Consider the following 15,535-nt stretch of genomic DNA (forward strand, 5'->3'; position numbering starts at 1 on the left):
CTCCCTTCATAAAAAGTGGTACAGCTTACATCAAAGTCTGTTTTACACAAGAAAAAGCTAGATTAAGAAGACTTCTGTAAATAGTCTTCATCGACTATACGGACTACTTGTCCTTCATTATATGGATAGCCAGCCTTAGTTAATTTCACCTTCACAATTTTCCCAACCATCTCTTTCGTCGCCGGAAAAACAACTTTTAAATAATTGTCCGTATATCCTTCATATTTGCCGCTGTCTGGAGCTTCTTTATAAGGTTCTTCTGGAATAACCTCCAGTACTTGTCCCTCAAATTTTGAGGCATATTCTTTTGCTAGTTGATCGCTTAATGCGATCAGCCGGTGTACGCGTTCGTTTTTTATGTCTTCGTCAACTTGATTTTCCATTCGGGCAGCTGGTGTTCCTGTCCGCTTCGAATAAGGGAAAACATGAAGCTCAGAATAACGGTGTTCTTTAACAAAGTTGTATGTTTCCATAAATTCTTCTTCCGTTTCACCTGGGAAACCTACAATCACATCAGAAGTTACCGCAAGCCCAGGCAAAGCTTCCCGCAGCCGTTTCAGACGCTCAGCATAAAATTCCGTCGTATATTTACGGCGCATCCGCTTTAAGACGCTGTTTGATCCTGATTGAAGCGGTATATGCAAATGGCGGACAATTTTATCGGACGTTTTCAGCACTTCAATTACTTCATCAGTTATTTGGCTCGCTTCAATTGAAGAAATTCTAAGCCGCTTTAATCCTTTCACTTCAGAATCAATATCGCGAAGAAGCTGCGCAAAATTATAATCTTTTAAATCTTCCCCATATCCTCCTGTATGGATGCCGGTTAAAACAATTTCTTTATATCCAGCATCCACCAGCTTTTGAGCCTGTTTAATCACTTCTTTTGGATCCCGGCTCCGCATGAGACCGCGTGCCCAAGGAATAATACAAAACGTGCAAAAATTATTGCAGCCTTCTTGTATTTTTAAAGACGCCCGCGTCCGGTCTGTAAAGGAAGGTACGTCCATCTCCTCGAATACCCGAGCTTTCATAATGTTTGTCACACCGTTGATCGGCTGGCGCTCCTTCTTAAACTGCTCAATATAATCGAGCATTTTTTTTCGATCTTGTGTACCGACAACGATATCAACCCCAGGAATGGCCATGACTTCTGCGGGTGCCGTTTGCGCATAACAACCTGTAACGCAAATAACACTGTCAGGGTTTTTGCGGATCGCTCTCCGTATTACTTGGCGGCTTTTTTTATCACCTGTATTCGTCACCGTACAAGTGTTAATGACATATACATCCGCAATCGCTTCAAAATCCCGGCGCTCATATCCCGCTTCTTTAAATAGCTGCCAAATAGCTTCTGTTTCATAATGATTTACCTTACATCCTAATGTATGAAAAGCAACAGTCGGCATGTTTTTCACCTCGACAGTTCAAAATGATAGGATACTGCAGATAATAAATAAAGAGGAGCCGTTTCCGCCCGCAATATTCTCGGACCTAGCCCGCATAAAAGAAAGCCGTTATCGGATAACTGCTTAATCTCCTCGGCTGTAAAACCTCCTTCTGGTCCAAAAACAGCGAATAATGATCCTCCCCGCTGCAAAGAATTTAAAGCACGAAATAAATTGCTCGTTTCACCTTTTTTTGCATGCTCTTCATAAGCGACAATTTTTACATCGGCTGATGCAGCATAAGAAATGACATCCTTTAATGAAGCTGGCTTCGTCACCTCAGGAATTATGGTCCGATGTGACTGTTCCGCAGCTTCTTTCGCAATTTTATTCCACCGCTCTAATTTTTTATTTATTTTACCTTCATTTAATTTTACAATTGAACGAGCAGCATTAAAAGGGATAAACTTGGAAGCACCAAGCTCCGTCCCTTTTTGAATGACGAGCTCCAATTTATCCCCTTTAGGCAGCCCATTCGCTAATATCACTTTTGCCGGAAGCTCTGAATTGTTCTCGATCCACTCTAAAATGGAACAGCATACTTTATCGGCAGATATTTGAACAATTTGGCAAAGGGCTGAATATCCATCCTTTGTTACACATATAATTTGATCATTCTGTTTCATCCGCATCACCCGGGAAATGTGGTGGACATCTTCCCCGGTGATGTCAATAATATCAGTTAATTCTTTTTTTGCATAATGAATAAAATAACGCTGCATCTTCAATCCCTCTATTTTTTTGCGATAAAGGCGACCCAATCTTCCATCGTCATCGTCTCTTCAATCGTAAAACCAGCTTCGATTAAAGCTTGCTCCACTTCGTGTTTTTTGTTTTGAATAATTCCGGAAGTAATAAAATAACCGCCGTTTTCTAAACGCTCATGCGCATCACGAACAAATCGCAATATGACTTCAGCTAATATGTTTGCAACAATTACGTTTGCTTTAACATCGATATCGTCCAACAAATTGTTTTGCTTGACTTGAACAAGATGCTGCACTTTATTCAATTTAACATTTAATCGCGCGCTGTCCACTGCAACTGGATCCAAATCAAGTGCGATGACTTTATCGGCCCCCAGCAAAGCACTCGCGATGCTCAATACGCCTGACCCTGTACCGACATCAATTACAATATTTCCCTTTTGCACCTTTTTTTCAAGTGCTTGTATGCAGAGAACTGTTGTTGGATGGGTTCCAGTTCCAAACGCCATACCAGGATCCAATTCAATGATCAGTTCATCGGTGTGAGCAGGTTCATACAGCTCCCATGTGGGGACAATCGTAAATTTTTTTGAAACCTTCACAGGACGGTAATATTTCTTCCAAGCGGTAGCCCATTCTTCCTCATTGACTTCACTAATTGTAATATGGTTCCGCCCCAAATCAATATCATACAACAGCAGGTTATTTATCCGTTCTTTTATCCCTTCCACCGTCTCGCCTAAAAAGCTATTCACGGGAAGGTACGCTTTAATGATGACACCTTCATCAGGATAGTCTTCAGGATCAAGCTGATATATTTCTCCATATTGATCTTCTCTTTCTTTTATAAGATCATACGGATCTTCAATAACTACTCCACCAGCACCCGCTTCATGTAAAATATTAGAGATAGGTTCAACCGCTTCTTCCGTTGTGTGGATGCTAATCTCTGACCACTTCATTTTAGTAACCCCAATCCTTTAATCTCCTTTAAACGCCCGCTTCACTTTATCAAAAAAACTTTCTTCCTGTACATCAGGTTGATTCCCGCTGATAGCCGCAAATTCCCGCAGCAATTCTTTTTGTTTTTCCGTAAGGTTAGTTGGTGTAACGACGCGAACAGTTACATATTGATCTCCTATGCCATGGCCGTGAACATTTTTGATCCCTTTTCCAGACAGTCTGAATTTTCGGCCTGTCTGCGTGCCTGCAGGTATTTTTAATTTCACTTTACCGTATAAAGTAGGAACTTCAATCTCATCTCCAAGCGCAGCTTGTGCGAATGTCAGCGGCATTTCACAATAGATGTCATCACCATCGCGGACGAAAAATTCGTGTTCCTGTACGCGGAAAACAATATATAAATCACCTGATGGACCGCCGTTAATTCCCGGCTCTCCTTTCCCTTGTATGCGGAGCTGCTGACCGTCATCTACACCAGCTGGAATTTTTACTTGGATTTTTCTGCGTTTCTTCACTTTTCCGCTGCCGCCACAAGTTGTACAGCGATGTCTGATAAATTTACCTGTTCCGTTACATTGATAACAAACGCGCCGATTCACAAAAACACCAAAAGCTGTTCGCTGCTCTGAGCTGATTTGACCCGAACCTCCGCAATGCGGACAAGTTTCCGGAGTAGTACCAGGTTTCGCTCCTGAACCGTGGCAAGTATCACATGTTTCTTCGCTAGGAATTTCAATTGTCGTTTCCTTTCCGAACGCAGCTTCTTCAAATGAAATCGTCATCGTATATTGAATATCTGCACCTGCTCGAGGAGCATTCGGATCTCTTCTTCTTCCTCCGCCAAAGATCGAACTGAATAAGTCATCAAATCCAAATCCCCCGAAATCCGCTTCAAATTCTTCACCGTTAAAGCCGCCGAAGCCTTGAGTAGCACCTGCATGACCGTAGCGGTCATATTGGGCTCTTTTTGTGTCGTCGCTTAACACTTCATACGCTTCTTTTACTTCTTTGAATTTTTCGGGCGCGTCTGGGTCTTTGTTAATATCCGGATGATATTTTTTGGACAGCTTGCGATAGGCTTTTTTAATCTCCTCTTTTGTTGCGTTCTTACTAACTCCAAGCACCTCATAGTAATCACGCTTCGCCATATATTCACACTCCCGATTTCTCACATAGAGTAAATTTTAACATTGACAAACGGAAGAAAGCAACTGTTAACCGCCTTTACTGAAAAAAGTCAAAGTCAAGACATGCCTGACTTTGACTTATCCATTTTCAGATTAAAACATTTTATTTGTCATCTACTTCTTTATATTCAGCGTCAATCACATCATCGTCATTTTTATTTTTGTTTTCAGAATTATTTTGTTGATTATTTGTCTGTGCTTGTTTAGCCGCTTCCTCATAAAGTTTTACAGAAAGGTTCTGAACGATTTCTTGAAGTTCTTCTTTTTTCGCTTTTATTTGATCGAAATCATTTTTATCAATCGCTTCTTTTAATGCATCTTTTATTTCGTTTGCTTTTTTCACTTCTGCTTCGTCAACTTTTCCTTGCAGCTCTTTTAATGTTTTTTCTGTCGTAAAGACAAGCTGGTCAGCTTCATTTCTCAATTCTGCCTGTTCTTTTCGTTTTTTGTCAGCTTCAGCGTTTTCTTCCGCTTCCTTAATCATGCGCTCAATTTCTTCTTCGGATAATCCCGTGGATGATTTAATTGTAATTTTTTGTTCTTTTCCAGTTCCTAAATCCTTAGCACTTACGTTCACAATTCCGTTTTTGTCGATATCAAACGTTACCTCGATTTGCGGCACTCCTCGCGGCGCAGGCGGGATATCTGTTAATTGGAAGCGTCCTAATGTTTTATTGTCAGCAGCCATCGGACGTTCCCCTTGCAGAACGTGAATATCGACCGCAGTTTGGTTGTCAGCAGCAGTTGAAAAGATTTGCGACTTGCTCGTTGGGATCGTAGTGTTCCGTTCAATCAGTTTTGTAAACACTCCGCCCATCGTTTCAATTCCAAGCGATAATGGAGTAACGTCTAGGAGCACAACGTCCTTCACATCACCTGTGATGACACCGCCTTGAATTGCAGCACCTAACGCAACGACTTCGTCCGGGTTAACGCCTTTATGAGGCTCTTTGCCAATTTCCTTTTTAATCGCTTCTTGAACAGCAGGAATCCGAGTGGAGCCTCCGACTAAAATTACTTTATCGATATCGTTTTTCGTTAAACCAGCGTCGCTCAATGCTTGGCGAACAGGACCCATAGTTTTTTCTACAAGATGCGCAGACAATTCTTCAAATTTTGCCCGCGTTAATGTCACTTCCAGATGAAGCGGTCCTTGTTCACCTGCAGTAATAAACGGCAAAGAAATTTGTGTTGATGTTACGCCTGATAAGTCTTTTTTCGCCTTTTCCGCAGCATCCTTCAATCTTTGCAGAGCCATTTTGTCTTTGGAAAGATCAATGCCATTTTCTTTTTTAAATTGATCTACTAAATAGTCAATAATGACTTGGTCAAAGTCATCACCGCCGAGATGGTTGTCGCCCGCTGTTGCTCTTACTTCAAAAACACCGTCCCCAAGTTCAAGAATGGACACATCAAATGTACCGCCGCCCAAGTCATAAACTAAAATGGTTTGATCTTCATCCATTTTGTCAAGACCGTAAGCTAAAGCAGCTGCAGTCGGCTCATTGATAATCCGTTCAACTTCAAGACCGGCTATTCTTCCTGCATCTTTTGTTGCTTGGCGCTGAGCATCGTTAAAATAGGCAGGAACAGTAATGACAGCTTTTTCTACTTTTTCCCCTAAATAATCTTCTGCATACGATTTTAAATGCTGCAAAATAATAGCAGAAATTTCCTGCGGCGTATATTTTTTTCCGTCAATCTCCACTTTGTAGTCAGTTCCCATGTGGCGTTTAATAGAAATAATTGTATTTGGATTCGTGATCGCTTGGCGTTTTGCAATTTCACCTACTTGACGCTCGCCGTTTTTAAATGCAACAACCGACGGTGTCGTCCGGTTTCCTTCTGGGTTTGGAATCACTTTCGGTTCGCCGCCCTCTAGAACCGCTACACAAGAGTTCGTTGTTCCTAAGTCAATACCGATGATTTTACCCATATATCACAACCTCCTGCTAATTATCATATGTAATTACTCATTAACCTTTACCATAGACGGTCGAATAACCCGGTCTTTCAGTTTGTAGCCTTTTTGCAGCTCTTCCACAACAACATTGGATTCGAAATTTTCGTCTTTCACTTGCATTACCGCTTGATGAAGGTGCGGATCAAACGGTTTCCCAACCGCTTCGATCACTTCAACTCCTTCATTTTCAAGTGCTTGAAGGATCTGACGGTAAACCATTTCCATGCCCTGCAAAACGGATTTTGTTTTTTCATCCTCTGCCTCAATTTTCAACGCCCGTTCAAAGTTATCAATAGCAGGCAAAAGATCTGATATTAAACTTTGCGCACGATATTTTTGCTGTGCTTCCATATCAAGCCTGCTGCGCCGGCGAAAATTTTCAAAATCGGCCTGAGCTCTGAGCATGCGATTTTCCATTTCCTCCAGCTTTGCCTCAAGCTCAGCGATCTTTTCATTCGCTTTCACCAATTCCTCTTCAGCATTTGAAGAAGATTGGTCTTCACCTTTTTCCTCTTGGCTGCCCTCTTGGCGCAATTCTTCTTGATCAGGCATTTCTTCTTTCTCGTTTTCGGCTTTCTCGTTATTGTATTCAACTTCTTCTTGGATTGTTTGTTCTTTTTCAGTCTGATCGTTTGCCATCATTTCACCTCCCTTAAAGTGCAAAGGAAAAGGGATGGAGAATTCCCCCATCCTATCCTTGATATAGCTTTGTTAAAACTTGTGATAAATCTTTCGAGAAAAATTTTAAAAGGCTGATGACCCTTGAATAATCCATTCGTTTCGGGCCGAGCACCGCGACTGTGCCGATTTGCTTCTCGCCAATTGAATAGGTGGCAGTAATTAAGCTGCAGTTTTCCATAGCAGATATTTTATTTTCCGTGCCAATTTTCACCGTAATGCCTGACGGGTTTGTCTTTAGCAAATCATACAGTTCATCTTCTTGTTCTATGAAATCTAAAAATGTTTGAATTTGAGAGACATCGCGGAACTCCGGCTGGCTCAAAATATTCGTTTTTCCTCCGAAATATATTTTTTCGTGACCTACATTCAGCGTGCCAGTAATCAATTTTAATAAAATATCATAATTTCTAATATGCTTCCGTAAAATGTTTGCAATTTCCTTGTATATTTTATCCTTTAATTCGCTTAGAGGCACGCCAGCAAGCTTTTCATTTAAAATATTTACAATTTTTTCCAGTTCACTCATGTCTATTTTTTCTGGAAAAGTAATCATTTTATTCTCAACATGGCCTGTGTTCGTTACAAATATGGCAACCGCCTTATCTTCGTTAATTGGAACGATTTGCAAACGTTTGAGTCGGTTCTCCGAAACTTTCGGACCTAAAACAATCGCTGTATAGCTTGTAAGCTCAGATAAAATTTGAGCTGATTTTTGAACAAGCGTTTCTAATTCATATATTTTCTCGGCGAAAATGGATCTTATCGCCATAATTTCTTTTTTCGTTAATTTTTTTGGTGACAATAAATGGTCGACATAGTATCTATACCCTTTTTCGGACGGCACTCTGCCTGATGACGTATGGGTCTTTTCAATCAATCCTAATTCTTCCAAGTCCGCCATTTCATTTCGGATTGTAGCCGAGCTGAACGTAATCGATTCCTTTTTCGATAAAGAACGGGAGCCAACCGGCTGAGCATATTGAATAAAATCATCAATTATAATTTGCAAAATTAATAATTGACGATCTGTCAGCAAGGAACATCACCTCTGTTAGCACTCATATTACTCGAGTGCTAATTCTATGATAAAGTTATCAAATGAAAGAAGAATTGTCAATTAACTAACTGCGAGAAATGCTTGAAATACTTCATTGCCTAAAAGCATTCCTTTTCTTGTTAAAAAAAGATGTGATGCACTTTCAGATAAAAGACCTTTTCTTAATTGTTCTTCAATTTGCGGGCCAAATACTTCCCCAACATCTAATCCGTATTTATCTCGGAACCGTTTTTTGGAAACCCCTCTGATCGTCCGCAATCCAAGAAACATTTCTTCCTCCATCATTTCTTCTTTTGTTAGCATATTCTCCGAAACAAAAGCCGTTCCATTATTTTTATAAATCATTTCAATATATTTCTTCAGCGGTCGAGCGTTTTCCCGCCGGATCCCGTCCAAATAGCTGTGTGCTCCAGCTCCAAATCCATAGTAATGGTTATTATGCCAATACGTTAAATTATGTTTGCTTTCAAAGCCTTTGCGTGCGAAATTGCTTAATTCATACTGATGGTATCCGTGCCGTTCCATTTCATTCATAACGGTCTCATACATAAACGCCTCTTCCTCTTGAGAAGGAAGCAAAAGCTTTCCTTTTCGCATTAAATTATAAAACACCGTTTTCGGTTCTACGATTAGGGAATAAGCAGACATATGCTGGACCTCTAATGAAAATGCAACGGAAAGAGTTTCTTTCCATTCTTCTATCATTTGGCCGGGTAGACCGTACATAAGATCTATGCTAATATTTTCAAAGCCTAGCGATCTTGCCCGTTCAACTGCTTGAAAAACTGTTTCTTTATTATGAGTCCTTCCAATTTTTTTCAGTAATGAATCTTGAAAGGCTTGCACTCCGATGGATAGGCGATTGACTCCGGCGTTTTTCAATACAGACAGCTTTTCCATCGTTAATTGATCTGGATTGCATTCAACTGTAAATTCAACTACGGATTGCATCGGCAAAGTTTGATGTATGCTCTCCATTAAATGATCGAGCTGTTTGGCTGACAGGGAAGTAGGCGTACCGCCGCCGATAAATATCGTTTTTAATTCTTCATTTAATACTTGATCCTCCATTGCCTTTATCATTTCCAAACGCAGTGCTTGCAAATAGTCATCAACAGGCTGGTTTTGTAAAAAAAATTTATTGAAATCACAGTAGTGGCATATTTGTTCGCAAAACGGGATATGAATATACGCGGCTTCAGCCATTTTTCATTCTCCTGCCTTTCCAAAGCGCTAATGCCGCAGCAATGGCTGCGGCACTCGTCAACATCATTTTTGGTTTTCATCCATTTTCAGCACAGCCATGAAGGCTTCTTGCGGCACTTCGACAGAGCCGACTTGTTTCATTCGTTTTTTTCCTTCTTTTTGTTTTTCAAGAAGCTTCCGTTTACGCGACACATCTCCACCGTAACATTTTGACAACACATTTTTACGTAAAGCTTTAATCGTTGAACGTGCGATGACCTTGTTTCCAATTGCAGCCTGAACAGGAACTTCAAATTGCTGCCTTGGAATAAGCTCTTTTAATTTTTCAACGATAGCTTTGCCGCGTTCATAGGCGCTGTCACGATGAACAATGAAGGATAAAGCATCGATTTTCTCCCCGTTTAAAAGAATATCCATTTTCACAAGTTTTGAAGGTTTGTAGCCAATGAGTTCGTAGTCAAACGATGCATACCCTTTTGTGCTTGATTTCAACTGATCAAAAAAATCATAAACGATTTCCGAAAGGGGGATTTCATAAACAATATTGACTCTCGTTTCATCCAAATATTGCATATCTATGAATTGGCCGCGTTTTCCTTGGCAAAGCTCCATCACCGCACCAACATAGTCGTTTGGAGCCATAATCCCGGCTTTCACATAAGGCTCTTCTATTCGGTCAATTTTTTGCGGATCCGGCATGTTCGAAGGGTTATCAACTTGAACCATGCTGCCGTCTGTTAAATAAACATGATAAATAACGCTAGGAGCCGTCGTAATTAAATCAATATGAAATTCCCTTTCAATTCTCTCTTGGATGATTTCCATATGCAGCAGACCTAAAAAGCCGCAGCGAAATCCAAAGCCCAGCGCTTGCGATGTTTCAGGTTCAAATTGCAATGCGGAGTCATTCAGCTGCAATTTTTCAAGAGCATCACGTAAATCGTTGTATTTTGCCGTATCTATTGGATACATCCCGCAAAAGACCATCGGATTTAATTTTCGGTACCCCGGCAGAGGCTCGGCAGCCGGATTGACAGCGCTAGTGATCGTATCACCAACTCGTGTGTCACTGACATTTTTAATGGAAGCCGTTAAATAACCGACGTCGCCAACCGTGAGCTCCTGTACAGGATGCGCTTTTGGCTTGAAAACACCGACTTCCGTTACTTCAAATTCTTTCCCCGTCGCCATCATTTTTATACGGTCTCCGACTTTTACCGTACCATCAAAAATGCGTATATAAGCAACAACTCCACGGTATGCATCATACAGAGAATCAAATATAAGCGCTTTGAGCGGTGCGTCTGGGTCACCTTGCGGAGCTGGGACTTTGTGAACAATTTGTTCTAAAATTTCTTCGATGCCGATTCCTGCTTTTGCTGATGCCAACACAGCCTCAGAAGAATCAAGCCCAATCACGTCTTCAATTTCTTGTCGCACTCGTTCAGGCTCAGCGCTCGGCAAGTCAATCTTATTAATAACAGGCAAAATTTCTAAGTCGTTGTCAATCGCTAAATAGACGTTCGCCAGCGTTTGCGCTTCGATCCCTTGCGCCGCATCCACAACTAAAATGGCGCCTTCACAGGCAGCCAAGCTTCTCGAAACCTCATACGTAAAATCAACATGTCCAGGGGTATCAATTAAATGAAAAATATATTCATTCCCGTCTTTCGCTTTATATGATAACTGAACCGCATTCAGTTTAATTGTTATACCTCTTTCGCGTTCAAGATCCATCGAATCGAGCAGCTGCTCTTTCATTTCCCTTTGGGTAACAGCAGCTGTTTTTTCCAGAATCCGGTCAGCTAGTGTTGATTTCCCGTGATCTATATGAGCAATGATGGAAAAATTGCGAATTCTCTTCTGGCGTTCTAATTTTTCTTCCCTTTTCATATTTTTGTCACCACTCCTACTAGCCAACTACACTAGCTTTGATTATATCAGTAGAAAATTGGAGATTCAATGAAAATTTATTCTGTGATTGAATACGCAAAACAGGGATCAGAATGACTGTCTGAACCCTGTTTTGAAATAGACTAGACCTGCGGATTGCTTCAAGTCTTTCTTTTAAATTTGTTTAGGTGTATGCTTCAATCAGCTCCAATATTCCTTCAATGATCGCTGACGTTCCTTTTTGCACTAGATTCGCAAGCGATTTTCCAATTTGAGAGAAGAAATTGAATGCCTCTATTTTTTCAAGCTGCTCCTGCTTTTTTTGTAAATCGTGGCTTGTCACTTGATTTCCCAAAATCGTGGCTTCCAGTTTTCCGTCGTCCTTTTGCTTTAGTTGAACGGCTTCGACTGTCTCTTCCGTCTCATAGCCTCTCATTTGTTGAATGCCATGGCTCGCTTGCTGTATGCCAATTATTACTCCTAAAAACATAATGAAGGTTAGAAGCAGACTTTTGGCCATAAACTTCGCCATCAAACATTCCTCCTTTCAAGCCGTCACTCGTTTTGAACGCTCCCGCTCACCTTTTCTGCCTGCCAATAATATTCGCTAAATATGTTTGCAACCGCTTCGACAGTTCTGCTGAGTTCTTCCATGTTATTATCAACTCCCCCGAATTCAATCAGCAGCGAATTCTCTGATAAGTCTTGATTGTAAACGCCGTTAACTCCTTCGCCTTTTTTGGAAAACACACCACGGCTTAAGCCCGGATATTTCTTTTCAAACAATTTGTGCAAATTTTGTGCAATTTTTTTATTTTTATCAGCATTTGGATTATTCCCGCCAATCACAAATGCAATTTTGGCATAACTCTTTCCATTAATCGTAATGGTTGTTTTATCCCTTTTTTGTGAATCACGGTGGATGTCGAAAATGTATTGAAGATCTCGATTCGATGCCAATGCTTCTTGAACAACAGGTCTTGATGCATCATATGATTTGTAATATTTCCATTTTTTCTCATTTAATACAGTTTGAAAATTCGTTTTGTCCACAACCGCTCCTATTCCTCTTTCTTCAAGCTCCTGTCCAAACTTTTCTCCGACTAATGTGACATTCGCCTTTGAATGAAAAGGAGATTTTGCCCCATTTAATAAAGGATAATAAGATTCGGTCGTGTGAGTATGATAAATAAATACGACTTTTTTTCCATTTGTTGTTAAGTTAGGAGACTGTTTTGGCTTTTCCTCGCCTTCCACATCTTCAAGCTTGTCAATCGAAGCTTCCCTTTCCTCTAAAAGCACTTCTGTCGGGGGAGCGGATTCAATCGGCATGTTCGTATAATTCGTCCCTTCTCCAGCCACAATGATGTCGCCATCGAACAAAGTAAACCCTGGAAGCTCCCGTCCGAGCAAGCTGCGCGGATCATCAGGATTTATGCTTGTCGTTAATTGAAAAAGGACGGAAGAAACTGAAAAATCCGGTTTACTTTCTTCTAATCCTTGAGAAAAATAATGGTTTTCAAAGTTTAATAAATGAAGAAACATTCTGCCGTTTATATTTCCCGTGATTTCATGAATAGAACTAGAGGCGGGACGATATTCAATCTTAATCGACGTCAAAAGCCCTGTAATGAAAAACATAAAAATGATTAAAAAAAATCCCGCTAAGATGATTTTTTTTAAGCTTGTCCTATCAACTGTTACGACCATTCTGCGATGCTTCATGAAAATCCTCCTCCAAGGCTTGTCTACAAAATATGTATGACAGCACTGGGAGGAATAGAACTTTTACTTTGTTTTTAATGTGTGTAAGCCCCGGTATTTTCTTCATTCACCGCGGAATGGAGCGCCATGTTTAAACCGCTCGCAAGCACATTCGCCATATCTTCAATAAACATATCTACTTCTTTTGGTGTTACCATTAAATTATGTCCAAGTGGACTCAGCACTTCATGAATCAGCATTCTCTTTTCATTTTCTTCCAGGGTACCGATTATCCCTAAAAACTGCTTTCTCTCTTTTTCCTCAGGCAAATCTTCATCCGTCAGCTTCTTTTTTTCAGCAAAGCTAAACCAAGACGGAGCCAACGCATTTTTTGGGCGATTTCCTTCCCGCATTTCTCTGCCGAGATGCTTTAATATAAAATCAATCGTATCACTGGTTATCGTTACAGCATCAACTACTGTCGGAATTCCGATTGATATAACCGGAACGCCTATCGTGTCCACACTCAATTCTTTTCTTTTGTTTCCTACGCCGGATCCAGGATGGATGCCGGAATCGGCAATTTGTATTGTGCTGTTTACACGCTCTATTGATCTTGCAGCTAATGCATCAACGGCAATAATGAAGTCAGGTTTTGATTGTTTTACAACTCCCGTTATAATATCAGATGTTTCAATTCCCGTTAGCCCCATCACTCCTGGTGCAAGGGCGCTGACAGGTCGATAGCCTTCTTTGACGTTTTCTGGTTCAAGTTGAAACAAATGTCTTGTGACCAATAAATTTTCACATGTTAAAGGGCCTAAAGCATCTGGAGTGACATTCCAATTGCCAAGACCGACCACTAAGCAGCTTGCATCTTTAGAAATTTGCAGCTGTTCCAAAAAAGAACTGAAATGCTTTGCAAACATTTTGATTACTTTTTCCTGCAGTTCGGTATCTTTATTGCGGATTCCCTGCACTTCCAGCGTTAAATATTTACCTTTCTTTTTGCCGATTGTCTCAGCACCTTTATCCGTAATGTCCATATGGACAATTTTCATACCGTCTTCCTCTTCTTCTTGAACGATGACCCCTTCCATTTCTTTCTTTTTTTCAAGAGCCAAATCTCTCGCTTCAAGCGCCAAATCGGTTCTGATTGAATATTTGCTTAAATCAAGCGCGTTGTTCATCATTGTCACCCCAAGTTCATTTTTATCTATTTTTTCCAAAGTCATTTTATTTCATCCCATTTCTTAGCTTCAAAGGGGGATTTCATTTACATTAGTATTGCAAAAGAAAAAACCGTTTGATAGAATAACTTTTGTTCTATATCCAAAAAAGAATGCGGCAGCTTTGATTTTATATAGTCAGTAGGAGGTGAAACAATGGCTAACATTAAATCCGCTATTAAACGAATGAAAACAAATGAAACACGCCGTGCCCGCAATACATCAATGAAATCGGCTATGCGTACAGCAATTAAAAAGTTTGAAGCGTACGTTGTAAATAAAGATGTTGAACAAGCAAAAGAAGCGTTTAAAGTAGCTGCGAAAAAAATTGATAAAGCTGCTTCCAAAGGAATCATTCATAAAAATGCAGCCGCTCGTTTCAAATCACGCTTAGCTAAAAAATTAAACAGCTTATCAGCATAAAAATAAAAGCAATCATCAAGCTTTTATCCCGCTTGTTGATTGCTTTTTTTCTTGCTGAAACAGCTTCAGCAGCAAAAACTCTAACGCTAATTGTCTATCTTTTTTTCCTGTTTTTATTTCAAAATCTGTCTCCGCAAGAGCTTTTATGATGCTCTGCAATTCACTGGCAGAAAACTGCTTCTCCTGTTTTAAAGCCAGCTTAATGCGAAACGGATGAACCTTTAAGGATGACGCCATCCGATCCTGTCCGTAACCGGATTTCGAAAGCTGCTTCACTTGATATAATAGACGGAATTGTTGTGTAAGGAGGCTTAAAATTTTAATCGGTTCTTCGTTTATTTTTAACAAATCATAAAAAATTTTAAAGGCTTCTTCTGTTTTCTTTTTGACGACGGCATCAATTAAATCAAAAACATTTTGTTCAAGCGAGCGTGCAACGAGCTGCTTGACCATTTCTGCAGTCAACTTATTTCCGCTTCCAACATATGCACATAATTTTTCCATCTCTTTATCTATGATCATTAAGTTACCAGATGTTTTTTCCATAAGCTCATCGATCGCTTCTTTTTCCATCGCCACATTTTCTGCTTCCGCTTTTTCCTTTATCCATTTGACTGTTTCCTCTTCTGAAAAGGAATTCATTTCAACTACTGTTGCCGCTTTCTTTATTTGTTTTGTCAGCTTTTTTCTTTCATCAATTTTTTCATGTGGAAGCAAAAAGACAAAAACAGTAAACGGGGCAGGATTTTCTACATATTGTTCAAGTTTTTTAAGATTATGCTCCACTTTTTCTTTTTTCTTTTCGCTCGTCAAAAAATAAGGATTTTTCACAACAACCATCCTGCGTTCACCTAAAAACGGCATCGTTTCCCCATCTTCAACAGCCGTTTCTATATTTGTTTCTTCCATATCATAGACGGAATAATTAAATTCCCGTTCGTCTTCACTAATTGCCTCGGTTAACAATTTGCGAATTGTTTCATTTAATAAAAATGATTCTTTTCCATAAAATAAATAAAGAGACTGAAATTGTTTCTTTTTAAATGAATTCCATAAATCGACAATCATCTTAAG

The 15,535-nt window shown here is 40.0% G+C and carries 14 protein-coding genes; 1 reads left to right on the forward strand and 13 read right to left on the reverse strand.

All coding sequences use genetic code 11. The features are described 5' to 3' along the window. Positions 1-62 precede the first annotated feature (62 nt). From mtaB to gpr, 12 genes are all read right to left on the reverse strand, one after another. Positions 63-1,409 (reverse strand): tRNA (N(6)-L-threonylcarbamoyladenosine(37)-C(2))-methylthiotransferase MtaB, encoded by a 1,347-nt coding sequence (mtaB, locus tag NST97_RS07135; RefSeq protein ID WP_066250569.1) that lies wholly within the window; start codon positions 1,407-1,409, stop codon positions 63-65. Between the two features lie 5 nt (positions 1,410-1,414). Next, positions 1,415-2,170 carry a 16S rRNA (uracil(1498)-N(3))-methyltransferase gene (locus NST97_RS07140; protein ID WP_340787958.1) on the reverse strand — a complete coding sequence of 252 codons (756 nt, stop codon included), beginning with the start codon at positions 2,168-2,170 and terminating at the stop codon, positions 1,415-1,417. Between the two features lie 11 nt (positions 2,171-2,181). After that, positions 2,182-3,117 carry a 50S ribosomal protein L11 methyltransferase gene (gene prmA / locus NST97_RS07145; protein WP_063388027.1) on the reverse strand — a complete coding sequence of 312 codons (936 nt, stop codon included), beginning with the start codon at positions 3,115-3,117 and terminating at the stop codon, positions 2,182-2,184. Positions 3,118-3,135: 18 nt separating this feature from the next. Beyond that, the gene (dnaJ, locus tag NST97_RS07150) at positions 3,136-4,266 is read right to left on the reverse strand and encodes a molecular chaperone DnaJ (RefSeq protein ID WP_341343078.1); all 1,131 of its coding nucleotides are present in this window, start codon (positions 4,264-4,266) and stop codon (positions 3,136-3,138) included. 142 nt (positions 4,267-4,408) lie between these two features. Continuing rightward, on the reverse strand, positions 4,409-6,241 hold the full coding sequence (gene dnaK / locus NST97_RS07155) for a molecular chaperone DnaK (protein ID WP_063388025.1): 1,833 nt from the start codon (positions 6,239-6,241) through the stop codon (positions 4,409-4,411). Between the two features lie 33 nt (positions 6,242-6,274). Continuing rightward, positions 6,275-6,907, reverse strand: a complete 633-nt coding sequence (grpE, locus tag NST97_RS07160; RefSeq protein WP_232515773.1) for a nucleotide exchange factor GrpE — start codon at positions 6,905-6,907, stop codon at positions 6,275-6,277. A 52-nt stretch (positions 6,908-6,959) separates the two neighbouring features. Then, the gene (gene hrcA, locus NST97_RS07165) at positions 6,960-7,985 is read right to left on the reverse strand and encodes a heat-inducible transcriptional repressor HrcA (protein WP_063388023.1); all 1,026 of its coding nucleotides are present in this window, start codon (positions 7,983-7,985) and stop codon (positions 6,960-6,962) included. Between the two features lie 81 nt (positions 7,986-8,066). Beyond that, positions 8,067-9,212: a radical SAM family heme chaperone HemW gene (gene hemW / locus NST97_RS07170; RefSeq protein WP_130157923.1), complete on the reverse strand. Its 1,146-nt coding sequence runs from the start codon at positions 9,210-9,212 to the stop codon at positions 8,067-8,069. Between the two features lie 63 nt (positions 9,213-9,275). Then, positions 9,276-11,105, reverse strand: a complete 1,830-nt coding sequence (lepA, locus tag NST97_RS07175; protein WP_339193118.1) for a translation elongation factor 4 — start codon at positions 11,103-11,105, stop codon at positions 9,276-9,278. Between the two features lie 184 nt (positions 11,106-11,289). Next, a complete protein-coding gene (locus NST97_RS07180) occupies positions 11,290-11,637 on the reverse strand; it encodes a DUF3679 domain-containing protein (protein ID WP_063388020.1) in 348 nt (115 codons plus the stop codon). A 23-nt stretch (positions 11,638-11,660) separates the two neighbouring features. After that, positions 11,661-12,830 (reverse strand): stage II sporulation protein P, encoded by a 1,170-nt coding sequence (spoIIP, locus tag NST97_RS07185; RefSeq protein ID WP_063388019.1) that lies wholly within the window; start codon positions 12,828-12,830, stop codon positions 11,661-11,663. A gap of 74 nt (positions 12,831-12,904) precedes the next feature. Then, positions 12,905-13,999, reverse strand: coding sequence for a GPR endopeptidase (gpr, locus tag NST97_RS07190; RefSeq protein WP_063388171.1), 1,095 nt, complete (start codon positions 13,997-13,999; stop codon positions 12,905-12,907). 195 nt (positions 14,000-14,194) lie between these two features. On the opposite strand from gpr, the gene rpsT reads away from it, so the two are divergent. Beyond that, positions 14,195-14,461, forward strand: a complete 267-nt coding sequence (gene rpsT / locus NST97_RS07195) for a 30S ribosomal protein S20 (RefSeq protein ID WP_063388018.1) — start codon at positions 14,195-14,197, stop codon at positions 14,459-14,461. A 15-nt stretch (positions 14,462-14,476) separates the two neighbouring features. Here the strand turns inward: rpsT and holA are convergent, their stop codons facing one another. Next, positions 14,477-15,529 carry a DNA polymerase III subunit delta gene (gene holA / locus NST97_RS07200; RefSeq protein WP_063388017.1) on the reverse strand — a complete coding sequence of 351 codons (1,053 nt, stop codon included), beginning with the start codon at positions 15,527-15,529 and terminating at the stop codon, positions 14,477-14,479. Positions 15,530-15,535: the final 6 nt, after the last annotated feature.

This window comes from Aeribacillus sp. FSL K6-1305 (assembly GCF_038050115.1).
Classification (GTDB): Bacteria; Bacillota; Bacilli; order Bacillales; family Aeribacillaceae; genus Aeribacillus; species Aeribacillus composti.

Bases quoted from the DNA above. Each gene is read 5' to 3' on its own strand.
- mtaB (WP_066250569.1), bottom strand. From the start codon at position 1,409: ATGCCGACTGTTGCTTTTCATACATTAGGATGTAAGGTAAATCATTAT.
- NST97_RS07140 (WP_340787958.1), bottom strand. From the start codon at position 2,170: ATGCAGCGTTATTTTATTCATTATGCAAAAAAAGAATTAACTGATATT.
- prmA (WP_063388027.1), bottom strand. From the start codon at position 3,117: ATGAAGTGGTCAGAGATTAGCATCCACACAACGGAAGAAGCGGTTGAA.
- dnaJ (WP_341343078.1), bottom strand. From the start codon at position 4,266: ATGGCGAAGCGTGATTACTATGAGGTGCTTGGAGTTAGTAAGAACGCA.
- dnaK (WP_063388025.1), bottom strand. From the start codon at position 6,241: ATGGGTAAAATCATCGGTATTGACTTAGGAACAACGAACTCTTGTGTA.
- grpE (WP_232515773.1), bottom strand. From the start codon at position 6,907: ATGGCAAACGATCAGACTGAAAAAGAACAAACAATCCAAGAAGAAGTT.
- hemW (WP_130157923.1), bottom strand. From the start codon at position 9,212: ATGGCTGAAGCCGCGTATATTCATATCCCGTTTTGCGAACAAATATGC.
- lepA (WP_339193118.1), bottom strand. From the start codon at position 11,105: ATGAAAAGGGAAGAAAAATTAGAACGCCAGAAGAGAATTCGCAATTTT.
- NST97_RS07180 (WP_063388020.1), bottom strand. From the start codon at position 11,637: ATGGCGAAGTTTATGGCCAAAAGTCTGCTTCTAACCTTCATTATGTTT.
- spoIIP (WP_063388019.1), bottom strand. From the start codon at position 12,830: ATGAAGCATCGCAGAATGGTCGTAACAGTTGATAGGACAAGCTTAAAA.
- gpr (WP_063388171.1), bottom strand. From the start codon at position 13,999: ATGAACAACGCGCTTGATTTAAGCAAATATTCAATCAGAACCGATTTG.
- rpsT (WP_063388018.1), top strand. From the start codon at position 14,195: ATGGCTAACATTAAATCCGCTATTAAACGAATGAAAACAAATGAAACA.
- holA (WP_063388017.1), bottom strand. From the start codon at position 15,529: ATGATTGTCGATTTATGGAATTCATTTAAAAAGAAACAATTTCAGTCT.